Source organism: Herbaspirillum sp. Her2 (assembly GCF_057961375.1).
The window spans coordinates 4,716,294-4,740,674 of sequence record NZ_CM176331.1 but is presented as its reverse complement, the minus strand read 5'-3'; the positions used below and the strand labels follow the sequence as shown (position 1 = coordinate 4,740,674).

Annotated in this window: 24 protein-coding genes; 11 read left to right on the top strand and 13 right to left on the bottom strand. The window is 63.3% G+C overall.

Annotated elements, in window-relative coordinates:
- Nucleotides 1–41 precede the first annotated feature (41 nt).
- The gene (gene speG, locus ACWHXP_RS21525; RefSeq protein WP_489635091.1) at nucleotides 42–632 is read left to right on the top strand and encodes a spermidine N1-acetyltransferase; all 591 of its coding nucleotides are present in this window, start codon (nucleotides 42–44) and stop codon (nucleotides 630–632) included.
- 68 nt (nucleotides 633–700) lie between these two features.
- Nucleotides 701–1,033 (top strand): DMT family transporter, encoded by a 333-nt coding sequence (locus ACWHXP_RS21520; protein WP_034335425.1) that lies wholly within the window; start codon nucleotides 701–703, stop codon nucleotides 1,031–1,033.
- 16 nt (nucleotides 1,034–1,049) lie between these two features.
- On the opposite strand, the gene ACWHXP_RS21515 is transcribed toward ACWHXP_RS21520, so the two are convergent.
- Entirely contained in the window at nucleotides 1,050–1,991 is a 942-nt protein-coding gene (locus tag ACWHXP_RS21515) for a GlxA family transcriptional regulator (RefSeq protein WP_489635092.1), read from the bottom strand.
- A gap of 109 nt (nucleotides 1,992–2,100) precedes the next feature.
- On the opposite strand from ACWHXP_RS21515, the gene ACWHXP_RS21510 reads away from it, so the two are divergent.
- Nucleotides 2,101–2,919: an SDR family NAD(P)-dependent oxidoreductase gene (locus ACWHXP_RS21510; protein WP_489635093.1), complete on the top strand. Its 819-nt coding sequence runs from the start codon at nucleotides 2,101–2,103 to the stop codon at nucleotides 2,917–2,919.
- Between the two features lie 181 nt (nucleotides 2,920–3,100).
- Here ACWHXP_RS21510 and ACWHXP_RS21505 read toward each other — a convergent pair whose 3' ends face one another.
- Together ACWHXP_RS21505 and ACWHXP_RS21500 are read right to left on the bottom strand one after the other, a co-directional pair.
- A complete protein-coding gene (locus ACWHXP_RS21505) occupies nucleotides 3,101–4,450 on the bottom strand; it encodes a sigma-54-dependent transcriptional regulator (protein ID WP_121041207.1) in 1,350 nt (449 codons plus the stop codon).
- Nucleotides 4,435–5,877 (bottom strand): sensor histidine kinase, encoded by a 1,443-nt coding sequence (locus ACWHXP_RS21500; RefSeq protein ID WP_489635094.1) that lies wholly within the window; start codon nucleotides 5,875–5,877, stop codon nucleotides 4,435–4,437. The genes ACWHXP_RS21505 and ACWHXP_RS21500 overlap by 16 nt, the downstream gene beginning before the upstream one ends.
- Nucleotides 5,878–5,984: 107 nt before the next feature.
- Here ACWHXP_RS21500 and ACWHXP_RS21495 point away from each other — a divergent pair, with 107 nt between their 5' ends.
- Complete coding sequence (locus ACWHXP_RS21495) at nucleotides 5,985–7,499, top strand: sensor domain-containing diguanylate cyclase (protein WP_489635095.1); 1,515 nt, start codon at nucleotides 5,985–5,987, stop codon at nucleotides 7,497–7,499.
- Nucleotides 7,500–7,616: 117 nt separating this feature from the next.
- Nucleotides 7,617–8,762, top strand: coding sequence for a helix-turn-helix domain-containing protein (locus tag ACWHXP_RS21490; protein WP_489624162.1), 1,146 nt, complete (start codon nucleotides 7,617–7,619; stop codon nucleotides 8,760–8,762).
- Here the strand turns inward: ACWHXP_RS21490 and ACWHXP_RS21485 are convergent.
- From ACWHXP_RS21485 to ACWHXP_RS21475, 3 genes are all read right to left on the bottom strand, one after another.
- Entirely contained in the window at nucleotides 8,757–9,389 is a 633-nt protein-coding gene (locus ACWHXP_RS21485) for a hypothetical protein (RefSeq protein WP_288069904.1), read from the bottom strand. The genes ACWHXP_RS21490 and ACWHXP_RS21485 overlap by 6 nt on opposite strands.
- A 228-nt stretch (nucleotides 9,390–9,617) precedes the next feature.
- Entirely contained in the window at nucleotides 9,618–10,268 is a 651-nt protein-coding gene (locus ACWHXP_RS21480; protein ID WP_034340601.1) for a 3-oxoacid CoA-transferase subunit B, read from the bottom strand.
- A 13-nt stretch (nucleotides 10,269–10,281) separates the two neighbouring features.
- Entirely contained in the window at nucleotides 10,282–10,977 is a 696-nt protein-coding gene (locus ACWHXP_RS21475; RefSeq protein WP_013236556.1) for a CoA transferase subunit A, read from the bottom strand.
- A gap of 269 nt (nucleotides 10,978–11,246) precedes the next feature.
- On the opposite strand from ACWHXP_RS21475, the gene ACWHXP_RS21470 reads away from it, so the two are divergent.
- Entirely contained in the window at nucleotides 11,247–11,807 is a 561-nt protein-coding gene (locus ACWHXP_RS21470) for a PAS and helix-turn-helix domain-containing protein (RefSeq protein ID WP_034340603.1), read from the top strand.
- Between the two features lie 10 nt (nucleotides 11,808–11,817).
- Here the strand turns inward: ACWHXP_RS21470 and ACWHXP_RS21465 are convergent, their stop codons facing one another.
- Nucleotides 11,818–12,756, bottom strand: coding sequence for a LysR family transcriptional regulator (locus tag ACWHXP_RS21465; RefSeq protein WP_039783005.1), 939 nt, complete (start codon nucleotides 12,754–12,756; stop codon nucleotides 11,818–11,820).
- A gap of 125 nt (nucleotides 12,757–12,881) precedes the next feature.
- Between ACWHXP_RS21465 and ACWHXP_RS21460 the strand changes: the two genes are divergently transcribed.
- The 4 genes from ACWHXP_RS21460 (at nucleotide 12,882) to ACWHXP_RS21445 (ending at nucleotide 17,316) form a co-directional block, all read left to right on the top strand.
- Entirely contained in the window at nucleotides 12,882–13,778 is an 897-nt protein-coding gene (locus ACWHXP_RS21460) for an MBL fold metallo-hydrolase (RefSeq protein ID WP_489635096.1), read from the top strand.
- A 58-nt stretch (nucleotides 13,779–13,836) separates the two neighbouring features.
- Nucleotides 13,837–14,448, top strand: coding sequence for an NAD(P)-dependent oxidoreductase (locus ACWHXP_RS21455; protein WP_039783000.1), 612 nt, complete (start codon nucleotides 13,837–13,839; stop codon nucleotides 14,446–14,448).
- Between the two features lie 76 nt (nucleotides 14,449–14,524).
- Complete coding sequence (locus ACWHXP_RS21450; protein WP_489635097.1) at nucleotides 14,525–15,256, top strand: DsbA family protein; 732 nt, start codon at nucleotides 14,525–14,527, stop codon at nucleotides 15,254–15,256.
- 491 nt (nucleotides 15,257–15,747) lie between these two features.
- Nucleotides 15,748–17,316 (top strand): methyl-accepting chemotaxis protein, encoded by a 1,569-nt coding sequence (locus tag ACWHXP_RS21445; RefSeq protein WP_034340624.1) that lies wholly within the window; start codon nucleotides 15,748–15,750, stop codon nucleotides 17,314–17,316.
- Nucleotides 17,317–17,388: 72 nt separating this feature from the next.
- Here ACWHXP_RS21445 and ACWHXP_RS21440 read toward each other — a convergent pair whose 3' ends face one another.
- The 5 genes from ACWHXP_RS21440 to ACWHXP_RS21420 form a co-directional block, all read right to left on the bottom strand.
- On the bottom strand, nucleotides 17,389–17,934 hold the full coding sequence (locus ACWHXP_RS21440; protein WP_489635098.1) for a hypothetical protein: 546 nt from the start codon (nucleotides 17,932–17,934) through the stop codon (nucleotides 17,389–17,391).
- Between the two features lie 20 nt (nucleotides 17,935–17,954).
- The gene (locus ACWHXP_RS21435; RefSeq protein ID WP_489635099.1) at nucleotides 17,955–18,602 is read right to left on the bottom strand and encodes an HAD family hydrolase; all 648 of its coding nucleotides are present in this window, start codon (nucleotides 18,600–18,602) and stop codon (nucleotides 17,955–17,957) included.
- 35 nt (nucleotides 18,603–18,637) lie between these two features.
- Entirely contained in the window at nucleotides 18,638–19,054 is a 417-nt protein-coding gene (locus tag ACWHXP_RS21430; protein ID WP_134040184.1) for a hypothetical protein, read from the bottom strand.
- A gap of 112 nt (nucleotides 19,055–19,166) precedes the next feature.
- Nucleotides 19,167–20,687, bottom strand: a complete 1,521-nt coding sequence (locus ACWHXP_RS21425; protein ID WP_489635100.1) for a GNAT family N-acetyltransferase — start codon at nucleotides 20,685–20,687, stop codon at nucleotides 19,167–19,169.
- Nucleotides 20,688–21,623 (bottom strand): LysR family transcriptional regulator, encoded by a 936-nt coding sequence (locus tag ACWHXP_RS21420; RefSeq protein ID WP_489635101.1) that lies wholly within the window; start codon nucleotides 21,621–21,623, stop codon nucleotides 20,688–20,690. It abuts the gene before it with no gap.
- Between the two features lie 93 nt (nucleotides 21,624–21,716).
- Here ACWHXP_RS21420 and ACWHXP_RS21415 point away from each other — a divergent pair, with 93 nt between their 5' ends.
- Nucleotides 21,717–22,649, top strand: a complete 933-nt coding sequence (locus ACWHXP_RS21415; RefSeq protein WP_489635102.1) for a DMT family transporter — start codon at nucleotides 21,717–21,719, stop codon at nucleotides 22,647–22,649.
- A 6-nt stretch (nucleotides 22,650–22,655) separates the two neighbouring features.
- Here the strand turns inward: ACWHXP_RS21415 and ACWHXP_RS21410 are convergent, their stop codons facing one another.
- On the bottom strand, nucleotides 22,656–24,074 hold the full coding sequence (locus ACWHXP_RS21410; protein ID WP_489635103.1) for an aminotransferase-like domain-containing protein: 1,419 nt from the start codon (nucleotides 24,072–24,074) through the stop codon (nucleotides 22,656–22,658).
- Nucleotides 24,075–24,381: the final 307 nt, after the last annotated feature.

The following is a 24,381-nucleotide window of genomic DNA, read 5'->3' as shown; positions in this document are numbered from 1 at the left end:
CCTGACGGTGGATCATACTGGTTTTCCCACAAGGAGATTCCATGCAGAAATCACATGACCTCACCTGGACCGTGCGCCTGCGTCCGCTGGAGCGCGAAGACCTGCGCTTCGTCCATCACCTGAACAACAATGCGACGGTGATGCGCTACTGGTTCGAAGAACCTTATGAAACCTTCGCCGAACTCTCGGCCCTGTTCGAGGCGCACATCCACGAGCAGAACGAGCGCCGCTTCATCGTCGATGCCGATGGCGACAGCAGCGGCCTGGTGGAACTGGTGGAAATCAACACCGTCCACCGCAGTGCCGAATTCCAGATCATCATCGCGCCCGCCTCCCAGGGGCGCGGGCTGGCCGTAGAGGCCACGCGGCTGGCGCTGGACTATGGCTTTTCAGTGCTGAACCTGCACAAGATCTACCTCATCGTCGACCGCGAAAACGAGAAGGCCGTGCATGTCTACGCCAAGGCCGGCTTCCGGCAGGAGGGTGTGCTGAAGGAGGAATTCTTCATGAACGGCCAGTACCGCGACGTGATCCGCATGGGCATCTTCCAGCGCGATCACCTGGCCCGCATGCAGGCCGAACCGGCGCAGGAACACGCCGCACCCGCCATCGTGGAGACGGCGGTGCATTGAACCGCGCTCACTGAACGCACTGAACTCACTGTTTGCGTCGAATTGATTTATCCACAGGAGAATCCAGCATGTCCGCTTACCTGACCCTGGCGGTGGCCATCGTGGCCGAGGTGATCGCCACCACCGCCCTCAAATCCTCACAGGGATTCACGCGCCTGTTGCCTGGCATCATCGTGGTGCTGGGCTATGGAGTGTCCTTCTATTGCCTGTCGCAGACCTTGCGCACCATGCCGACCAGCGTGGCTTACGCGATCTGGTCGGGCGTGGGACTGGTACTCATCACGCTGGCCGCCTGGCTGATCCATCAGCAGCGGCTGGACTGGCCGGCCGTGGCCGGCATCGCGCTCATCGTTGCGGGCGTGATGGTGATCAACCTGTTCTCGGCCAGCGCGGCGCACTAGCGCACATCAGCACATATCAAGCGCGCACTTCGCGCCGCATCGATTGCGGTGCCACCCCAAAGCCGCGCAGGAAGACTTCGCGCATGTGGCGGCGATCCCGGAAACCGGTCTCGCGCGCCACCACTTCCAGCGGATGGCGGCTTTGCTCGATCATCAGGCGCGCCGCTTCCAGCCGCAGGCCCTCGATGGCCTTGGCCGGGGATTGCCCGGTCTCCGCCGTGAATACGCGGGTGAACTGGCGCGCACTCAGGTTGGCCTGCTCGGCCAGTTCTTCCACCGTCAGCGCGCGCTTGAGATGGCGGCGCGCATAGTTCAGCGCATCCTGGATGCGATCCGTCTTGGGGGCCAGCGCCAGCATTTCCGAATGCTGCGACTGGCCACCGGCGCGATGCTGGTGCATTACCAGCTTGTGCGCCACGCTGCGCGCCACTTCCTCGCCCAGGTCCTTGCCGACCATGGCCAGCGCCAGGTCCAGCCCGGCAGTCATGTCGGCCGAGGTCCACAGCGGGCCATCGACGATGTAGATGCGATCGTCTTCGATCTGGATGTCGGGAAAGCGCGCACGCATCGCCGCAGCAAACGCCCAGTGCGTGGTTGCGCGGCGGCGTGCCAGCAGCCCCGACTCGGCCAGTACGAAACCGCCGGTACAGATGCCGGCGATGCGCCTGGCCTTCTTTGCCGCCCGTTGCAGGAAGGCGCGCTCCTCCTGGCTCGCCGGCGACTCAAGCGGATTGCCCACCCCGCACACCACCCAGGTATCGATGGTGGCTGTGGCAGCCGCCCTGGTGGTGCTCACGCGCATGCCCAGGGATGACGTGATCTCGCCACCCGCGACCGAATAGTTGTGCATGCGGTAGAAGTCGTGGCCCACGACCTTGTTGGCATATTCAAAGACCGACTGGGTGGCCAGGCCCATGACCTGGAAACCTTCGGTGAGCAGGTAGCCGATGTGGTGCATGTCCGGACTCCGTGATGATGTCTCAAAACACTACCATATACGTCATTCAGGAAGTCCGCAAGCGGCCTAAGATGCACTCCATCGACAACCCACACCGAAGGAGAACAGCATGAACCAGCCGCACACCCAAGTCCGTCGTGGTACCGCCCTCGTCACCGGTGCCTCATCCGGCATCGGTGCCATCTACGCCGACCGTCTGGCCCGCCTGGGCTACGACCTGATCCTGGTGGCCCGCAGCCGCGACCGCCTCAATACCCTGGCCGCGCGCATCACCACCGAAACCGCCCGTAACGTCGAAGTGCTGGAAGCCGATCTTGGCCAGGCTGCATCGCTGGCTCAGGTGGAAGAAAAACTGCGCAGCGATGCCAGCATCACCCTGCTGGTCAACAACGCCGGCATCGGTACCCACACGCCGCTGCTGCAAAGCAAGGTCGAGCACATGACCGACATGATCGCGCTCAACGTCACCGCACCGACCCGCCTGACCTATGCCGCCGTGCCCGGTTTCGTGGCCCGTGGCCGGGGCGCGGTGATCAACATCTCCTCCATCGTGGCCGTGGCGCCGGAAGTGCTCAATGGCGTCTATGGCGGCAGCAAGGCCTTCGTGCTGGCCTTCTCGCAATCACTGCATCATGAACTGGCTACCCAGGGCGTGCAGGTCCAGGCCGTGCTGCCGGGTGCCACCGCCACCGAGTTCTGGGCCATCGGCGGCCTGCCGGTGGAACACCTGGACCCGGCCATCGTGATGTCGGCCGAGCAGATGGTGGATGCGGCGCTGGTCGGCTTCCAGCGCGGCGAGCTGGTCACCATCCCCTCGCTGCATGACGAAACGGCCTGGACCCGTTTCGACAGCGCGCGCCAGCAGATGGCGACCCAGCTCTCTGCCAATACCCCGGCACCGCGCTATGCCGGTAGCGATCTCCACTGAGCAGCCCGCAAGGCCCCCGGTTCCTGCCTTTTTTGCCCTGATATGAAGCTTGCCGCCACGGCCCCCTGCGGGCGGGTGTGTGCGGCCTGTCCCAACTGACCTGGTGAAGGAAAATCATGAAACTCACCGCCGGCACCTGCGCACTGGCGGGCCTGCTGCTGGAGCAGCGCCTGCACCGGACCTAAGCGACTGCGCCGCCCTGCTCTTCCAGCTTGCGATACAACTGCTGACGCGAGATGCCCAGCCGGCGGGCGGCTTCGGCACGATTGCCGTTGGCCGCTGCCAGCGCGCGCTGCAGCATCACGCGTTCGACCTGCGCTATGGCCACGGCCAGCTCACCGTCCCAATCGATGGCGACGTCGCTGGCATTTTCCGTGACGCTGCGGTCGGCCAGGGCGATGTCTTCCGGTTCGATGCAGGCACCATGGCTCATCACCGCCGCGCGTTCCATGGTGTTGCGCAACTCGCGCACATTGCCCGGCCAGGCGTGCTGCAACAGGCGACGCGCGGCGGCAGGACTGATGCGCTTGGGGGCATCGCCGCCCTGCTGGCGCAGGAAGTGTTCGGCAATGGCGAGGATATCGCCGGGACGCTCGCGCAGCGGCGGCACCTTGATCGGCAAGACCTGCAGGCGATACCACAGATCTTCGCGGAAACGTCCCTCGCTGATTTCCTGCGGCAGGTCGCGGTGCGTGGCGGCGATCACCCGCACGTCCACCTTGACCGCCTGCTGGCCGCCGACCGGCGTCAGTTCGCGTTCCTGCAGGACACGCAGGATCTTGGCCTGGGTCGGCAGGGCCATGTCGCCGATCTCATCCAGGAACAGCGTCCCGCCATGGGCCTCCTGGAAACGTCCCAGACGCGCGGCGGTGGCCCCGCTGAACGCGCCCTTGACGTGGCCGAACAGTTCGCTCTCGATCAGCTCCGCCGGAATGGCCGCGCAATTGATGGCCACGAAGGGACGTGCGGCACGCAAGCCATTGCGATGCAGGGCACGCGCCACCAGCTCCTTGCCGGTGCCGGTCTCGCCCAGGATCAGCACGGTGGCGTCGCTGGTGGCAGCGCGCCCGATCTGCTTGAAGACCTGGCGCATGGCTTCGCTGTCGCCGACCAGGGCATTGCGCTCGTCACCGGTTGCGCTCTGCGTGACGCTGGCGTCTTCGGTTGCGGCCGGGCTCTGGCGCAGTGCGCGCTCCAGCGTTTCCACCAGGGCCGCGCGCGGCACCGGCTTGGTCAGGTGATCGAAGGCCCCCAGGCGGATGGCTTCGATGGTGTTGTCGCCGCTGGCGTAGGCGGTCAGCATGATGCAGGGGATGGCGGCGATGGCCGGGGCGCGCTGCAGGAAGACCAGGCCGTCTTCCTCGGGCATGCGCAGATCGACGATGGCGGCATCGACCGCATGCGCGGCCAGCAGGGTCAGGCCGGCAGCCGTACTGCCGGCTTCAAGGACTTCGTGGCCGAGGTCGCCGACGGTCTCGGCCAGGCTGCCGCGAAAGGCAGCATCGTCATCGACGATCAGGATGCGCGCCATGGCAACTCCATTTCAAAACGGGCACCGCGTTCGCTCGCGGCCAGGTGGATGACGCCGCCATGCGCATGCACGATCTCGCGCACCAGCACCAGGCCCAGGCCGGTGCCGCCAGTACGCTGGCTGACGAAGGGGTCGAACAGACTATCACGCAATTCCGCCGGCACGCCCGGACCATCATCGGCCACCCACAGCAGCAGTCGCCCGTCCTCGCGCAAGCGCGCACCCAATCCGATGTCGCCGCCTGCGGTGCAATGCGCCAGGGCGTTGAGCAGCAGGTTGTCCACCGCGCGCGCCATCTGCACCGGGTCCAGTGCGCTGGTGACAAGACTGCCGCCAAAGCTGGCGGCATCGATGGCCGAGGCCAAGCGCACCTGCTGGCGCTCGGCCAGTTCGGCGTGGGCCTGGCAGCGGGCCTCGATCCAGCTGGCCAGATCGACGGCCTGGCGCTGCACCTGGAACGGTTGCGCCAGTGCCAGCAGGCTGGCCACCAGCGTATCGAGCCGCTCGGTCTGGCTGACCACCATTTCGAGCGCGCCGGTCACGCGCGTCTCGCGCACCTGGGCGGGGGCGGCCAGGGCATTCTCGGCTTTCATGCGCATGGCCCCGATGGGATTGCGGATTTCATGGGCCATGCCGGCCGCCACCCGGCCCAGCGTGGCCAGCCGTTCGGCGTGGGCCAGCTGGCTGGCCAAGCGTTCGGACTGGCTGCGCCAGCGCGTGAGCGTGGCCCCCAGCCACACCCCGCTGATGATGACGAAGGCCAGCAGCAAGGCGCTGGCCACCAGCAACTGATTGAGCACGCTGGCGCTCATCACCGGCACGCGCTTGAGGGTCCACGCCGCCAGCGCCACCTTGCCCAGCGGCACCGGGCAGGCGGCGAACACCACCGCCTCGCGCAAGCCGGGCCGCACGTCGGTGACGGTCGTGCCGCCATCGAGGGCGCGCTGCGCAGTCGAGACGATGCGTTCCATTTCCGCACCCGGCGGATCACGTTTGATTCCGCTGCCGTCATAGGTCGGGAAGGCATAGGCCACGACGTCGCGCTGGGGATGCCAGAAACCGCCCTCCACCCCGGCCTGATCGCGCAGGGACAAGTCGATCACCGCCTGCATGATGGAGCTGCCGGGCAGGCCATCGCCATCGGCCGCCGTGCGGGACGCGCCGCTGCCGGAAGAGAGCGCATGGGCCAGGCCCGCGCTCATGGTGGCGCAGCTGACGGCGGCCTGGCCGGTGGCCTGGCTGATCTGCGAAGACGCGCCCTGGCGGCTCAGCTGCAGCAGCAGGAAGGCGAGAATGAGAGCGATCAGGGCGATGAAGGCCCACAGGATGACGAGGTCGCGCTTGATGGTGTTCTTGATGTTCAGGGAGCCTCCGGTGCGGCACAGATTCGGTTGACGACGCTCGCATTTGAACACGAAGCGGGCCACGCATTCTGCGATCAGACCGGCAGGGCTGCGCGGCGGTTCATCTTTTGTTGCAAGACAATCACGTTGCCGGCGATCAAGATGGAAGCGCTTTTTGCTTTATGCGTTAATTGCGCCTGGGGATTCGTGGGGGAACAAAAATCAAGCAGTTGAAGAAATACCTGGTCGTGGTATTGGGTATCGCCATGCTGATGGTGGTGGCCATGTGCGCCAGTACGCTTTATCAGAGCTATCGCCAGACTCGTCTTTCGGCGGTGGCCAACGCCGGCAACGTGACGCTGATCTCCCAGCGCGCCATTTCGCGCAACCTGGAGGTGCTGTCGCTGTCGCTGGATACGCTGGCCTACCGCTACCAGCATCCGCTGGGCGCACGCCGGCTGGAAGAGGCGCAGCGCTATGCCTATCTGTTCGGCAGCGCCGCCAGCGTCAGCCATATCGCGGTGATGGCCGTGATCGGCCCCAAGGGCGAGGTGCTGGCCAGTTCGCGCCGCCGCCCGGGCGAACCCGCTCCCAACTATGGCGACCGTGCCTATTTCACCGCGCACCGCGATGCGGACAATGTCGGCCTGTACGTCTCGCGGCCGATCCAGGCCAGCCTGGGCAATGAGCTGCAGGTGGTGGTGCTGTCCAAGCGGCTGTTCAATGACGATGGCAGCTTTGGCGGAGTCGTCGTCATGGCACTGGACCTGGCCTATTTCCGCGATCTGTTCGAGGGACTGTCGCTGGGTGCCGATGGCGTCATCTCGCTGTATTCGGATGATGGCGTGGCCTACATGCGGGTGCCGTATCGGGACGACGTCATCGGCCGCGATCTCAGTGGCAGTGCCAATTTTCAGCGCATCAAGAGTTCTCTCCAGCATGAGGAAGGCAGTTTCTTCGCGCGCGCCAACAGTGATGGCGTAGAGCGGCTCTATACCTTTCGGCGCATTCCCGACTCGCCGCTGATCGTCTTTGTCGGCTATTCGCAGGAGGCGATTTTCAAGAGCTGGCGCAAGACGCTCTATGCGGTGATCCTCTCGCTGTTCATCTTCACGCTGCTGCTGGCCTATCTGCTTTCGCACGTACGCCACGAGCTGCGCCGCCGCGTGAGCATCGAACGGCGGCTGGAAGAACTGGCCCTCACCGACGGCCTGACCGGCCTGCTCAACCGGCGCGCACTGGACGACGCCTTGCAGGCCACCTGGGAGCGCTGCCGGCGCAATCGCAATTCCACCTTCTCGGTGCTGTTCATCGATGTGGACTACTTCAAGCTCTACAACGACAGCTATGGCCACAAGCTGGGTGATGAGGTGCTGCGCGAAGTGGCGCAGGCCATCAACGAAAACCTGCCGCGCAATACTGACTGCGCCGGCCGTTACGGCGGCGAGGAATTCGTGGTGCTGCTGGAGCTGACCGAGGAACAGGGCGCGCTCCTGATGGCCCAGCGCCTGTGCGATGCGGTCTACAGCCGGCTGATCGTGCATGCCACCAGTCCCCTGCGCGTGGTCACCATCAGCGTGGGCGTGGCCACCCTGCAGCGCGGCCACCACCGCCGCGTGGAGGACGTGCTCAATGCCGCGGATGCCGCCCTGTACCGAGCCAAGCGGGATGGGAGAAATGCGGTGAGGGTCACCGGGGTGGAGTGAGGCAGGGGTGGCGAGCTCGTCATGTGACGATATTGCGCACCATCTTGCAAGCCGCGGCTTGCATGCAACTTGACATAACTTGACGCGGTGCGATGGTCTGCCTACCATCAGTCCACCATGCTCAATATCCCCTTGATCCTGCAATCGATGCAACAACGCGGCCTGACCAGAACCGCGTTGGCCACTGCCTGCGAAGTCAGCAAGGAAGCCGTGTCGAACTGGCTTTCCGGGCAATCTCTGCCCCGGCCACGCAAATTGCTGCGGCTGGCGGAGATTCTTCATATCGAAGTGACGCAACTGATGGCCCCCGATGATGAACCCGTCATCGCCTTTCGTACCACGGGTGGCCAGCGCGCCAGTGATGCTGCCAGGGAAGCTGCGGTTACGGCGGCAGAACATCTGCAGGAATTGCTGCCGCACTTGCCGCACCCCCGGCTGTTTTCCCCGGCGGTTCTGGAATCTCCCTCGCTGGAAGAAGCTTATCTGCTGGAAGCCACCCGCCAGGTACGGGACCGGCTGGGACTGGCCGATGATGCGCCAGTACAGCGCCAGGAGCTGCTAGCCCTGTTGCAAGGTTTCGGAGCCATCATGGTGCCGGTTTACTGGAACCGGCAACGGCACGGACATGAAAATGCTTTGAGCATCTACCTGCCGCGCAGCAAGACCACCTGGGTCTTCGTCAATCTGCATGCGTGTATCGGCACCTTCAATGCCTGGCTTGCCCATGAGTTGGGGCACTGCTACACCCTGCACCGGCTGGCTGCCGATGAGGGTGAACTCTTCGCGGAACGCTTCGCCCAAGCGCTGCTGTTTCCTCCCGCTGCGGCTGCACGGGCCGCAGCGGAATTGGGCAAGGTCTCGGGCGATGAGGCCTTGCGTCTGCTGGCCTGGTATGCAGGCAAATACGAGGTACCGATGTCCACCATCGTGGCCCGGGTCGATCTCTGGCTGGCGCACCAAGGCCGCAAGGTCAGCGGGCTCAAGCGCAAGCAGCGAGGCTGCGATGTGCATGGAGAGGGAAGACAGGAAACGCTCTCCGTCAGCGCAGCGCTGTTCGGCGCTGAACAGTTGCCAGCGGAGCACTATATCCGCACCGCCGCTGACTTCTTCCGTACCCCTGTATTCGAGGCGCTGGCGTGCTGGCAACGCCGGCAAGGCGGCGGCTCGCCAGCCTTCGTGGCCAGCGCACTCAATGTCGATATCGGCCACGCGGTAGAAATCTCGTTTGCCCTCTCCCCGGCAAGCGGCATGCTTGCGTCATAGTGCCTCGGCTGATTCGCCGAACAGCTCCAGATATCGCCTGCGCCAGCCAGCTGGAAGCAAGGTTTCCATGCGCACCCAGGTCGAGACTGTGTCGCGACGCTGTTGCGAACTCAAACGCCCGTGCTGCTCCAGCAAATGCAGAAGGGTCAGGGAATCAATACAGGCCTGGGGTGCTTCCTCACCCGCCGCCATGAGGTCTCTGATCAATTCTGTCAGCGCTTTCTCGTCAGTTGCGATCACGCCGCGCAGCACGATGCCTGTGGCCAGCAGCTCTGTATCCTCGCACGACAGCGGCGTCAGCCTGGCGCCGCGCGTGTTGCGATGCTGGACGAACAGCCTCGCGTAGACCGCAAGCGGTCCGCGCTGCGCTTCGACCAGACGCTTCTTGGGCTGTGTCAGGCGCAACGCACCCTGCTCCAGGTCCACCGAGCGCGGGGGAATACCGACCTGCGAGAAGATCTGGCCGAGCCGGGAATTGGCCTTGAATTCATCAATGAGAGACGCCAGTGTCAGCAGCCGATAGCCGCCTACCACCTGTCCCAACAGCGGAAGGACCGGCGAGCAATAGAGACGAAGGAAGCAATTGGTATCGAGCAGAAGTATGCGGGGACTCGGCGCTTTCGGCATGGAAGAGCAGGCAGATTGACGAGGAGAAACAGGAGTCAAAAAGTATAGCCAGCCATGCTGCTGTCCCCGGCTGCTCTACCCGCTTCATCCAGCAAAAACCGATGAATGTGGATGATGGACTCCGGTCGTCCTGCATTCCGGCGCTGAAAATGACGAAGGGCACCACATGCATGGTGCCCTTCGCTCATCCAACACGGCAGTGACTGCCGCCTCCAGTCTTTCAAACGATCAGACCTCGCTCACATCCAGCGGCGCTTCGGTCTTCTCGATCACTTCTTCCTTGGTCACGCCGGAAGCCAGTTCGATCAGCTTCAGGCCGCCCGGGGTCACGTCGATCACGCCCAGGTCGGTGATGATGCGGTTGACCACGCCCACGCCGGTCAGCGGCAGGTTGCAGTCGTTCAGGATCTTCTTGGAGGTGCTGCCATCCTTGGCCTTGGCCACGTGCTCCATCAGCACCACCACGCGGCCCACGCCGGCCACCAGGTCCATCGCGCCGCCCATGCCCTTGACCATCTTGCCGGGGATCATCCAGTTGGCCAGGTCACCCTTGGCCGAGACCTGCATCGCCCCCAGGATGGCGATGTTGATCTTGCCGCCGCGGATCATGCCGAAGGAGTCCGCCGAGCTGAAGAAGGACGAACCGGGAATGGTCGTCACGGTCTGCTTGCCGGCGTTGATCAGGTCAGGGTCGACCTGGTCTTCGGTGGGGAAGGGGCCGATGCCCAGCAAGCCGTTCTCGGATTGCAGCCACACTTCGATATCGTTCGGAACGTGGTTGGCTACCAGGGTCGGCAAGCCGATACCCAGGTTCACGTAGAAGCCGTCCTGCAGTTCCTTGGCTGCGCGCGCAGCCATTTCATCTCTGGTCCATGCCATTTTCTGTGTCTCCTTATGCGCGCACGGTGCGTTGTTCGATGCGCTTCTCGGGCGTGGCATTGACCACGATGCGATGCACGAAGATGCCGGGGGTGTGGATCTGGTCCGGATCGAGCTGGCCCACTTCCACCAGTTCTTCCACTTCCACCACGGTGACCTTGCCGGCCATGGCGACGTTGGGGTTGAAGTTGCGCGCGGTCTTGTTGAAGACCAGGTTGCCGGCCTTGTCGGCCTTGTGTGCCTTCACCAGCGACACGTCGGCCACCAGCGAGCGTTCCATCACGTAGCGCTCGCCGTCGAACTCGCGCACTTCCTTGCCTTCGGCCACCAGCGTGCCCACACCGGTCTTGGTGAAGAACGCGGGGATGCCGGCGCCACCGGCGCGCAGCTTTTCGGCCAGGGTCCCTTGCGGGGTGAACTCCAGTTCCAGTTCGCCGGCCAGGTACTGGCGCTCGAACTCCTTGTTCTCGCCCACGTAGGAGGCGATCATCTTCTTGATCTGGCGGGTGGTCAGCAACTGACCCAGGCCGAAACCATCGACGCCGGCGTTGTTGGAAATGGCGGTCAGGTTCTGCACGCCCGAATCACGCAGGGCGGCGATCAACGCCTCGGGGATGCCACACAGGCCAAAGCCGCCGACCGCAATGGTCTGACCGTCCTTGACGATGTCTTTCAACGCGGTGGCCGCGTCTGGATACACTTTGTTCACGAGTCTCCTTTCGGCTCTTGTCTTGCGAGCAGGGTTGCAAGCGGGCCGGCGGACATGCCGGCTTCAACAGGGATGGGCGCAGGGGCTTCTCTTGCGCAACGTCCGCAGACGTCGCCGGGCCCCGTTCGGCTCCAAATAGCGCCAATTATCATAGGGCAGCTGAAATAGGCCATACAATACGGTAAAAATACCTGGCGCAATGCAGCATGGTACCGTCAGACAGACGGTCCCGCCAGTTGCGAGGGACCAGCCAACCATTGCAGCAACTCATGACCCAGCCACTCCCCATCGATTTCGAACAGGTTTTCATGCACGCGCCCATCGGCATGTGCGTCTCGCACAATCGCGTGATCCAGCAGGCCAACCTGGCCATGGCCGACATGTTCGGCTATGAGGTCGATGCGCTGCGCCAGACTTCCTTCCAGGAGATCTACCCCACCGCCGACGAATTCGAACGCACCGGCCTGCGCCTGGTGCCCATCCTCAACGAAAAAGGTTTTTATTCGGACGAGCGCATCATGAAGCGCTCCAACGATGAAATGTTCTGGTGCCACGTCACCGGCCATGCGCTCAACCGCGACAACCCGCACGCGGCCGGTATCTGGACCTTTGAGGATGTCAGTGCAAAACGTCCCATCGCGCCCGGCCTGACCCCGCGCGAACGCGAGATCGCCGCACTGCTGGTGGAAGGCAAGACCAGCAAGCTCATCGCCCGCCAGGTCGAACTGAGCCCGCGCACGGTGGAAATGCATCGCGCCCGCCTGATGCGCAAGTTCGCCGCTTCCACCTCCTCCGAACTGGTGCACAAGCTGCTGAGCATCACGCCCTGATCACCCTTGATCAGAACGGCAGGCCCGCAAAACGCTGCGCCAGGAAATCGAGCATCGTGCGCAAGGTCGCCGGCATGTGCTTGCGCGAGGCATAGACGCCATAGATGCCCAGCTGCAAAGGCTCGTAATCGGGCAGCAATTGCACCAGCTGGCCGCTGGCTACCAGCGGCGCCACCGTATAGGCCGGCATGTGGCCGATGCCCACACCGGCCAGCACCGCCTGCAGCAACACCGTCACCTCATTGGCGCTGATCGTGCCGCCCACCGCCACGCTTTGCGTCTGCGTCTTCATCTTCGCGGCGGCAGCGCCCTTGCCCGCCCGGGCTTTTTTCTTTTTCGGATCGAACTGCCACAGGCTGCGCCCCACATAGGAATGCGTCAGGCAATTGTGCAAGGCCAGGTCTTCCACCTTGCGCGGCATGCCATGGCGCGCAAGGTAATCCGGCGTGGCGCAGATCACCGAGTGGCAGACCCCCAGCGGACGCGCAATCAGGTTGGGCTCCAGCCGGTTGGTCATGCGGATAGCCAGGTCGATGCGTTCTTCCACCAGGTTCACGGTGCGGTCCAGCGCCAGCAGGTCCACCGCCACCCCCGGATAGCGGCGGCCATACTCGACCACGGCCTGGATCAGCTGGGTCTGCGCAAAGGAGGTACTGGTCGTAATGCGCAGGAGCCCGCGCGGCGTTTCATCGGGCGTATCGAGAACATGGCGCATGTCCTCGGAATACTCCAGCATCTGGCGGCAGCGCGGCAGCAATTCATTGCCGGCGGGCGTGAGCGAGAGCCGCCGCGTGGTCCGATGCAGCAGGCGCGCACCAACCCAGTCTTCCAGCTCGGCCACGTAGCGCGACACCACCGGCCGCGACAAGTCCAGCTGCTCGGCCGCCGCCGACAGGCTGCCGCCATCCACCACCGTCACGAAAACCTGCATGGCCATCAGGCGATCCATCGGGGCCCCTTTTTCATTTGAACGATTTCAGAAACAAACTGTGATCGATTATGCTGTTTTTCGAAATCAAAAGCGATCCTATGATGGCGGCTCCTGACACCCATCCACCTCTTTCCGGAGTCGCCATGTTTTCCACCCGTCGCCTGCTGCGTCCCCTGCTGGCCATCGCTGTCACCGGCCTGCTGGCCTTCTCGGGCGCGGCCGTCCAGGCTGCCGCACCGCTCAAGCTCGACATCTACAATCCCGGCAAGCAAGCCATCTTCCCGGTCAGCTCGGTGCTGGTCACGGGTGAGCGCGAAGCGATCCTGGTCGATGCGCAATTCGGCCAGCGCGAAGCGCAGCAGGTCGTGGACAAGATCCGCGCCAGTGGCAAGAAGCTGACCACCATCTACATCAGCCACGGCGACCCGGATTACTACTTCGGCCTGGAAACCCTGCACTCCGCCTACCCGGACGCCAAGATCGTGGCCTCCGCGCCGACCGTGGAACACATCAAGGAAACGGCTGCCGGCAAGCTGGCCTACTGGGGCCCCAAGCTGGGTGACAACGCGCCCCGCGCCACCATCACGCCGGAAGTGCTCAAGGGCAAGACGCTGATGCTGGAAGGCCGCAAGCTGGAAATCGTCGGCCTGGACGGCCCGCAGCCAGATCGCAGCTTCGTCTGGATTCCCTCGCTCAAGGCCGTGGTTGGCGGCGTGGTGGTGGCCGGCAACATCCACGTATGGGTGGCCGATACGCAAAGCATGAAGTCGCGCCTGGACTGGCTCGGCACGCTGGGGCGCATCGAGAAGCTCAAGCCGGCCGTCGTCGTGCCCGGCCACTATGCCGCCGGTGCGCCGCTGGATATCGCCTCGGTGCGTTTCACCAGCGACTACCTGAAGGCCTTCGACCAGGAAGCCGCCAAGGCCGCCGATGGCAATGTCCTGATCGCCGCCATGAAGCAGCGTTATCCTGACCTGGGCGATACCGGCTCGCTGGAGCTGTCCGCCAAGGTCATCAAGGGCGAAATGAAGTGGCCCTGATCTGAACTGCATTGATCCGAAGCTGTTTGTCCTCCCTCTCCACCAGAAAGGAAACACCATGAAAATCGCACTCATCGGCGCCTCCGGCAACGTCGGCACCCGCATCGTGGACGAAGCCCTGCGCCGCGGCCACAACCTCATCGCCATTGCCCGCGACGCCGGCAAGATCGCCCAGCGTACCGGCGTGACTGCCGTCTCGGCTGACGTCAAGGACGCAGCTGCGCTGGCCACCGCCATCAAGGGCGCGGACGTGGTCGTCTCCAGTGGCCGCTTTACTGCCTTCGGTGCGGACGACCTCCTGCCGGCCCTGAAGGCAGCCGGCGTCAAACGTCTGGCCGTGGTCGGCGGTGCCGGCAGCCTGGAAATCGCACCGGGCAAGGCGCTCATCGATACCCCGGAATTCCCCGCCGAATACATGCCCGAGGCATCCGGTGGCCGTGACTTCCTCAATGCCCTGCGTGAAGAGACCGAGCTGGAGTGGACCTTCCTTTCGCCCTCGGCGCTGTTCATCGCCGGCGAGCGCACCGGCCAGTTCCGCCTGGGCCAGGATGCACTGCTGGTCGGTGCCGATGGCAAGAGCTGGATCTCCTACGAGGACTACGCCGTGGCCCTGCTGGACGAGCTGGAACAACCGAAGCACGTGCGTGCCCGTTTCACGGTAGGCTACTGATCCACTAAGCTTGACGGGCCTGACGGTGCAGAAAACGTCAGGCCCTGTGCCGATTCATTCAAGAGGAAATTGCATCATGACCACCCCCGCTGCCCCGCACGAGACCGTGCTTCACTACATCCACGATCCGCTGTGCGGCTGGTGCTACGGTGCCGCGCCGCTGGTGGCGGCGGCCCGCGCAGTGCTGCCGGTGCAGGCGCACGGCGGCGGCATGATGGCCGGCCGCAACCGTCGACGCGTGGATGCGCAACTGCGCGATTACGTGATGCCGCACGATCAGCGCATCGCGCAGATGACCGGACAGGCGTTTGGCGAGCCTTACTTCAACGGTTTGCTGCGCGATACCGAAGCGGTCTTCGACTCGGCCCCGCCGATTGCGGCCGTGCTGGCGGTACAGGCGCTCAAGGGCGAGGCCGCAGGACTGGACATGCTGGCAGCGATCCAGCGTGCGCATTACCAGCAAGGGCGGCGCATCTCCGAAGTGGCCACGCTGGTCGAACTGGCGCAGACGCTGGGCATCGAGCCCGCTGCCTTCACTGGCGAAATGCAGCGGATCGAACAGGAAGAGCTGGCCAATCACATCGAGGCCAGCCGTGAACTGCTCAACTATGTAGGCGGCCGCGGCTTCCCGACCTTCGTGCTGCAGCGGGGCGATACCCTGGAAGTGCTTGATACCGGGCGCTGGCTGGGGCAGCCGGAAGAGTGGGCGAGTTATCTGCGTGAAGAAACGGCCTCGTCGGGCGCGGCCGTTGCGGCAGCCGACAACGGGCTGGCGCAATGTGATCTGCAGACCGGCCGCTGCGACTGACCCGGCGTTCGTCCAGTCCTCCGACAAAACCTGCCGCACGCAAGCCTGCGCGGCAGGCACCTTCTGTCTCTCCTCGCCCCCCTCCTCTGGTTGCCGATCCGCCGTGTCAGGGCGCAATCGCATCCTTCTTCTGCCCCCGTCCAATCTTGTCCTGGCACACTTCCCTGCTTGACGCAGCCCGTCCATTGGGCGGTTTTTCTGAAGACTGCCGTTAAGTTTTCGGTGCTAATCAAACAAGCGCGTTTGCTCTACAGTGTGCGGTTTTCCCGGGGAAGGCGGCCGGCCCGCCGGGAAAAGAACAGCATCCCTTGTCTTCATCCTTAGTTCACGGCGGGCGGCGTTCCCACAGGAATCGCCCAACTCCACTGAATCAAGATCCGCACTTCCCGACGTTGCCTGTGGCATCAGAACGCCACATCGTCCACCCTTGCCTGCATGGGGTGGCGTCGGGAACGTACTACGAATAACTGCAAGTGTTCACTGGAGTGTGTATGGATTTCACCCGTCTGACGGTTTCTTCGCGCCTCAAGTTCGGCTTTGGTGGCGTGCTCGTGCTCATGCTTCTGATTGTCGGCATCTCGCTGAAAAAACTGGATGATGTGAACCAGCAACTGCTGTCCATCACCGAAGTCAACAATGTGGAGATCCTGCATCTCTCGACCATGCGTGCAGCGGCCTATGAGCAGTCGCTGGCCTCGCGCGGGATCGGACTGGCGACGACCCCGGAAGACATGAAACTCAACGCCGACAATCTGCAACGGCAGATCACCATCTATGCGCAAGCGGAAGCGGCACTGGCCAAGCTCTTTACGGAATTGCAAGAAACCACCGAGACCGAAAAGAATTCCCTCGTGGCGATCCAGAAGATGAGCAAGGAAATTCTGCCCGTCGTCTCGGGCCTGATCGAGTTGGCCAAGGCGCAAAAGAGTGAAGAACTCAAGCCTATCCTGGACGGTCCGCTGGGCAAGATGCAAGCGGAACGCCGCAAGGCGCTGGCCGAGCTGTCAGCATTCGAAGACAAGCTCAACGACGATGCCAAAAACGAGGCGCTGGCCGTCTATGCGGCCGCGCGCAGGCTGTTGATCGCACTTGGTGTACTGGCCCTGGCAAGCGGCATCGTGGCTGCCGTGCTCATCACCAGAAGCGTACTGCGCCAGCTGGGTGGAGAACCGGCGGTGGCCGCTGCGCTGGCGGCACGGATCGCGCAAGGCGACCTGCGCAGCGAGGTGGATGCCGACAGCCGTCTTCCCAACAGCCTGATGATGTCGATGAAGAGCATGAACGCCGGCTTGCGCGAGATCGTGCGGGAAGTCCGCTCCGGCACGGATGCCATTGCAACGGCCAGCAGCCAGATCGCTGCGGGCAATCTCGACCTTTCCTCGCGCACCGAAGAGCAAGCCAGCTCGCTGGAAGAGACGGCCTCGGCGATGGAACAGCTGACGGCGACGGTGCAACAGAACGCCGACAGCGCCGGCGAAGCCAACCGGCTTGCCACCGAAGCCTCGGTGGTGGCCGCCGAGAGCGGACAGCTGGTCAAGGATGTGGTGATGACGATGGCGGCCATCGAGGACTCGTCCAAAAAGATCGTGGACATCATCAGCGTCATCGACGGCATTTCCTTCCAGACCAACATCCTTGCCCTGAATGCAGCCGTGGAAGCCGCGCGCGCGGGCGAGCAAGGTCGTGGCTTCGCGGTGGTGGCGTCGGAAGTGCGCAGCCTCGCGCAACGCAGTTCGTCGGCAGCCAAGGAGATCAAGACGCTCATCGACGACTCGGTGGACAAGGTCGCCAGCGGCAGTGCGCTGGTCAACCGGGCGGGAGAGAGCATGAGCAATGTTGTCTCCAGCGTCGACCGGGTGGTGTCGGTGATCGGGGCCATCAGCGATTCCAGCGCCGAGCAGAGCAAGGGGATCCACGAGATCAACCATGCGATCTCGCAAATGGATCAGGTCACGCAACAGAATGCGGCGCTGGTGGAACAGGCCGCAGCAGCGTCGCAGGCACTGCAGGCGCAGGCGCGGCGGCTCAGTGGTGTGGTGGAAGTGTTTGCGATTGCCTGATGGCCCCGACACCGCACCTGCGAAAACAAATCGATCTGGCGGAAGCGTTCTTGCAGCGCGCCTCCGCCGGACTCAGATGGGCGGCATCACTGCCTCGGCAGTATGGCGCAAGATGTGAACCTTGCTCTGCGCGGCCCAATGTATCGCCCTCTCCTCTATGCCCGGCGACACGAAAAAGAAGTGGCAGGTGTCATCCCCGCTTTCGAGGAATGCGCACGCCAGCTCCGGCAATACGACATGCCATTCCCTATGTCTCAACGACTTGGCCCCGTTCGGCCTGCAGTAGTTCGTCAGCGCATCGCTTGAGTTGAAGGTGCGAAAAACGAGCCTGTCCTTTTTCCGTCCCCGCAACGCGTACGACAGCACCTCCGTCTCGGCGATCATCCTCTTGCAGAAGCTTTCCATGAGCGCATCCCTGCGCTTGCGCTCGTCGGGAGGGACCGCCTCCAGCAACTGGCAAGCTTCTTCTGGCGAGAGCCAATGGTCGAAGACTGATACCGAGATCACCTGGACTTGCGGGTCTTTCTCGTTTTCGTGAACCCGCGGCAACCACGCAAACCGGGCGGCCAGTTCTTGTTGACGATGACGAGGAACATTAAGGAGGCGACGGTGAGACATCGGTTTTCCTGAACCGCGGATCAGGCCTCGCACGGTACGCCAAGCGCACGCAATGCAGCCCGTGTAGCAGTCACATCCACGTGATGAATGCCCTGCCATCCCAGCGCCCGGCACCCATCGATATTCTTTTTCACATCATCGATGAAGACCAGCTCTTCGGGCTTGAGGCCCGGTAGGTGACGTGCATAGCGCTCCAATGCTATCTGGTAGATGCGCGGCTCAGGCTTGATGCAGCGTTCCTCACCGGAGACCACGATATCGCAGAACAGCTGCATGAAATCGTGGTGGTCGCGCGCATGCGGATAGGTTTCCGACGACCAGTTGGTGAGGCCGAATACCGGCACCTGCTGCGCATGCAGTTCGCGCAAGAGCGCTACGCCCTCCGGCAACGGGCCGCGCAGCATCTCGGTCCAGCGACCGTAGAAGGCACGGATCAGTGCTTCGTATTCGGGATGCTGCCGGACCAGATCCGCCGTCCCGTCCGCCAGCGTGCGGCCGCCGTCCTGCTGTACGTTCCAGTCGGGCGAACAGATGTGCGTGAGGAAATGGTTGCGCTGCTGCTCGTCGGCGATCAGCTGCTGATACAGGTGCTGCGGGTTCCAGTCGAAGAGCACGCCGCCGAAATCGAAGACGACGGCGCGGATGGGGCTTGGTGCAGAAAACGTCATGGTGAAAATCCTTGGCAACGGCCGGAAATGTGATGTCAAAACTCCCCTGGAACCATCAGGTCTTCGGGCAAGGGGCCCGGTACGGCAGCCAGCAATGGCTTGGGAATGAATTCCACCAAGTGCCTTTCATCAGCGGCCAGACAATCGTAAGCAAGGATGAACTGCGCCACATGCGCAAGATAATCATGCACCAGCCCGCGATAAGGTTCGCTGACTCGCTCCGGTGTGCTCCTGCCGAGTTGCTCGTACGCCCGCTGCAGGAATAAAGGAATGACGCAGTAATTCTTGCTCAGGTAGAGCGCCGTGACCTGATTCACGTGGCACACCAGCGGGTACGTCGCGCTGGACATGCGGTAGCACTGATCGGGCACAAGGCGTGGCGAATTGAGATAGTGCTGAAACTGCTTGATCGTTCGGCGAGCCTCTTTGGCTCCTTCATTCAGCGTTGGCATGGGGCTGGGTCAGCGAAAATGGATGGCCGTCATCTTATCGAAAATCACCGGCAAGGTAAGCACCGGCTTCCAAAACATCTCTCACTGCGCCTGCAGTAGTGATGAATCAGCATCAGGACAGGGAGAGTGCCCGGGCAATGAAGGCTGCTTTGGCCTGCCGATAAGCCTGCATGGGTTGTCCATCCCATTGCCTCTTGAGCTGATTGTAATCAGCTCTGAGCGCCGCATCTTGCCTGAGCAGACAGAGGAAGGCATCGAACATGTCGTAAGCGCTGTCGCGGACGATCAGTTGCAGCGCAAGATCCACGGAAGACGCCACTTTGTATCCCTGGATACAGTCGTCAGATAGCTGATCGGGATTGCGGGCGAAATGCTTGTCGAGCGTGGTCCTCGCCTCCTCGAACTTGTCCGCCGTCACCTTGACGGCAAAATCCAGATCCTGCTTTCCAATCACGCCTGGCACCGCCGTGCTACCGACTTCGCGCACCTCGGCATCGGGGAGACATTGCTGAAGCCAACGCACGATGCGCACGCGCTCGCGCCGCAGGCCGCGCAGGTCCGGGGCTTGAAGACGAAAGACAGCGTCCTCTTCAGCTGTGGCCCGCACCTCCTGCACAAGATTGAATGCTTCATCCAAAATCTGTATCGCAGCAAACCCTTCCGCCAGCAACGGCGGCTCGAAAAGATGGAAGACGTTGGCAATCGCGTCCTCCGGTATCACTTCGTCCTTGGGGCGATTCGCGTTGCGGGCCAGCGCAGTAGCCAGGCTGACGCGTACCCATACCGCCGAGACAGGTACGCCGGCCTCCTGCGCCACACCGATCACGCGCGCACGGCGCTGCGCGGTAGCAAACGTGGCGTCGACATGAATGCACTGCTGCGGCGATGCGAGCCGTCTGCCGACCCACGTTGATTTTCCCGAGCCCTGAACGCCCATCACCATGACGAGCTCGCGGGGTGCTGCCTTGAGCGACTCTGCCAGCTCGCTGTACAGGCGCTCCCAGGCAGCGGCATTGCGTTCCATCGTGAAATGGCGCCCGGCCTCGGTCTGCAGGTAATGATCGGGATTGAAGTGCCGCCGGTCCGCCGGATTGATCAGAGAATGCAGGACATGATCCCGCCATTGGCCATCAATCTTCAGATAGTCACGCGCACGCCCTTCCTGCTGGAATCCCAGGCGCTGCAGCAGGGCCTGACTGCGCCTGTTCTCGGTGCGCGTGTTGGCCATGATGCGATGCAGGCCAAGCTGCGAAAAGACATGGCCGATGGCCTGCGACAGGGCTTCCTGCATCAGGCCCCGGCCTTGCGCTGCGTGATCGAGCGAAAAGCCGAGATGGCAGGCCTGGAACGGGCCGCGGACGATATTGGTGAATCCGCACTCGCCCACCATGGCACCGGTCGCGTTGTCGAGCAGGACCAGGTGCAATGCCTGTCCGGCGTCCATTGCGCAGGCCATGTCGTGGATACGTTTTTCCATGCTGTCCAGGGTAAAGAAGCTGCCGGATCTTTCCGGCTCCCACGGTTTCAGGTGGAGTCTGTTGCGCACATAGTAGGCCAGCAATTCCGGCGCATCCTGATGCGACGGTGAACTCAGAGTCAGGCGAGATGTCCGGAGCATGATCGCGGTGTCCATTCAAGCCGTCTCCTGATCCGTGGCGCGCGCCTGCAACGCCTCCACCAAATAATCGATGAGCACCCGCATCTTGGGCGCGATATGGCGCGACGCCGGAAAGAGCAAATAGGCCAAGCCCTGATAGTTGCTATCGACAGTCCACGCCGGCAAAAGGCGGACGACACGCCCGGCCGCCAGGGACTCCCTGGCCACGAAATCCGGCACGCACCCCACGCCCAGGCCCGCTTCAATGGCCGCCAGCCGCATTTCGCTGTGATTGACCGCACATCGTCCAGTCACGATGATCTCTGCCGCCTGGGTGCCGGAAAGGAAACGCCAGCGATTATCGCGTTCCTCCTCCCCCAGCGTGAGGCAACTATGGCTCATCAGGTCTTCCGGGTGATGGATCGCGCCATGGCTTGCAAGATAATCCGGGCTCGCCAGCAGGCACTGGCTGACCGGCAGCAATGGCCGCGCCACCATGCCTGGCGGCGGCGTATCGGTCAGGCGGATGACCAGGTCGACACCTTCACGCAGCGGATCGACCAGCCGGTCCACCACCATCAGATGCACATCCACGTCCGGATAGCGGGCCAGGAATTGCAGCAGCACCGGCTGCAGCAGATGGCGGGAGACGGCCTTGGGGGCGCTCATCCTGACCAGCCCCCTGGGCGTGCCGGCATGGCCTTCGGCCGCCAGCATGGTGGCGCGTGCGGCGGCCAGCATCTTGCGTCCGTGCTCCAGCACGTCCAGTCCGGCTTCGGTCAGGCGCAACTGGCGGGTGGTGCGCTGGAACAGCGCCACGCCCATCATCTTTTCCAGACGGGCCACCTGGCGGCTCACGGCCGAGGGCGTCATGCCCTGCAGACGGGCCGCTGCCGAAAAACTGCCGGCGTCCACCACTTGCACGAACGTGACCAGCTCATGCAGTACCTCGGCCAACTCATTTGTTCTCATGCGGCACAACTCCTGTTCTTCGTTCCTGGCTAGTCAGGTCTCATCGGTCCCAAGACAATACACCAGCTCCGCCCAACGCCACGATGAGACCTCATGAACAAGACCTCCCTGCTGCACGCTCCCACCCGGCCGGCAACCCTGCTGCGACTCAATCCTGTTGAATGGGCGCTGCTGCTGGTCGCCGTGATCTGGGGCGGAAGCTACAGCGCCGCAAAAACCGCCACGGAGCAGTTGCCGGTACTGCAGTTCCTGGTGCTGCGGTTTGGCCTGACGTTTCTCCTGCTGGCACCTGCCTTGCGCAGCATCACTTCCGTTCCCGCGTGGAAGAGATCGCTGGCGGGGGCGCTCGTGTTGGGTATGGTCCTGCTGGCCATCTTCATCTGCGAGACTGTCGGCGTCTCGTTGACGACGGCCTCCAATGCCGCCTTCCTGATCAGCCTGTGCGTCGTCTTCACACCATGGTGCGAGTGGCTGCTGCTGGGCCAGCGGCCCGAGCGTTCGGCGCTGATTGCGTGCGCATTGTCGTTTGTGGGCGCTGCCTTGCTGGCATTCCAGGATGGCATCACGCTCTCGCACCTGAGCTGGGGCGACGCACTGATGGTAGTGGCCGCGCTCCTGCGTGGTGTGATGGTGTGCCTGACACGCCGCCAAGGCCTGCGGTTCGGCTTGCCGGCACTCACGCTGACGGCGGTGCAGATGGGTGTCATGACGGCGGGATCGCTGGTACTCATGGCGGTGCTGCCGGGTCAGCGCTGGATGCCCCTTCCGGCCAGCGCCTCCTTCTGGTGGGCGATGGCGTTCCTGGTCTTGCTGTGTACCATCGTGGCCTTCTTCGTACAGAACCATGCGGCCGCACGCACCAGTGCGTCACGGGTGGCCCTGCTGATGGGCAGCGAGCCGCTGTGGGGGGCGCTCATCGCGGTGGTGTGGATGCAGGAACAGATGTCCCTGCAGGGCTGGATGGGCGGCCTGCTGATCGTGGGGGCCACGGGGTGGGTGCTGCGGCCGCGTACCCATTCCACCTAGCGCAGCCTACAAGCCCCGCAAGAAATCAAACAACTCCGGCACATCCGCATACCCCACATTGAAGCGGAAGCTGGTCTTGTGCGGTGCCGACAGGTGAAAGAAATCCCCCGGTGCCAGCCAGATGCCCTTCTGCCGCGCCCGGTCCGCGATCTCGCGCGCTGACAGTTCGCAGCCCTCGATGGTGGCCCAGCTGAACATGCCACCGCGCGCTGCCGTGAAGGGCGTCAGGCCCACCTCGGTGAGCTTGGCATTCAAGGTGGACTGGGCATTGAGCAGCGTCGCATTGAGCGTCTGCACATGGCGCCGGTGATGGCCTTCGGTGAGCACGTTGTGCACCAGCCGCTCGTTGATCTCCGAATTGGTCAGCGTCAGGACCATCTTGGTATGCACGATCTGCCGCGCCAGTTCACGCTGGCAGGCGATGTAGCCCACACGCAGCGAAGGGGCGATGGTCTTGGAATAACTGCCCACGTAGATCACCCGCTGCAGTCCATCCAGCGCAGCCAGCATGGGATCGGTGGCCTGCCCCAGTTCACGGAAGATGTCGTCCTCCACCACCCAGAAACCATAGCGCTCGGCCGTCTGCAGCACGCGCATGGCGCAGGCCGGCGTGTAGGACGTGCCGGTCGGGTTCTGCAGCACGCTGGTGGTGAAGAACATCTTGGGATGATGCTGGCGCGCCAGCGTCTCCAGCATGTCCGTGTCCACCCCGCCAGGCGTACGCGGCACGCCGATTACGTTCAAGCCCGCCAGGCGCAGCATCGCAATCAGGTTGCAGTAGCCGGGATCATCGATCATCACCGTATCGCCCGGCTGGGTCATGGTGCGAATGATCAAATCCAGCGCCTGCGTGGCGCCATGCGTGGTCAGCACCTGCTCGATGCCCAGCTCCAGCGCCCAGTGGCCAAGAAACTGCGTGATGAGCTGGCGCAGCGGCGCGTAGCCATAGGGATGGCCATAGCCGACCTGCTGCGCACCGGGCGAGCGGATGATGCGGCGCTCGGCCTGGTGCAGGCCTTCGTCGTTGAGCCACTTGCCGGGCAGCCAGCCGCAGCCGGCCTTGATGGGCACGCGCTCATCGGCAAACATTTCCGAGAGCAGCCAGGCCGAGTCGATCACTGGCTCGGGCGGCACGAACACCGCACGCGCCCCGGATTGCCCGGGCCGCGCGGCCACGAAGAAACCCGCCCCGCGCCGGGCCTGCAGCATGCCGCGCGCCACCAGCTGCTCATAGGCCTCCACCACGGTGGAAGAGCCGATGTCGTGATGCTGCGCGAACTGGCGCACCGAAGGCAGGCGCTCGCCGGAGCGCAATTCGCCGCACTCGATCAGGCCAGCCAGGCCATCGGTCACCTGCTCCACCAGGCGGGCGGCTGTCTTGCGTTTCAAATCCAGTTGCAGCGGCGCGCTGGCGGGCTTGGCCATGGCGTCCTTTCTCAGAGTGTATCGGGCGGACCGGCGAGTGCATTGCTCCCGTCCACCAAAGTGTAAGCATAAATCCTGAACTGTATTGGTCACTGTCATGCTGCGACCGAACTACCCGAATCAAGCCGCATCCCGTATGGATACAGGGATATTCAAGAACCAGCCAGCGTGAGCGAAGCACACGCTTCTCACCGGACGGAGCAATACAGTTTGCCCCATAGACCAATACAGTTTCCAGTGAAAATCAAAAGTGTAGCTAACAATACGGGCGCTGTCTGGCAATAATCAAGCACTCCCGATTTTTTCC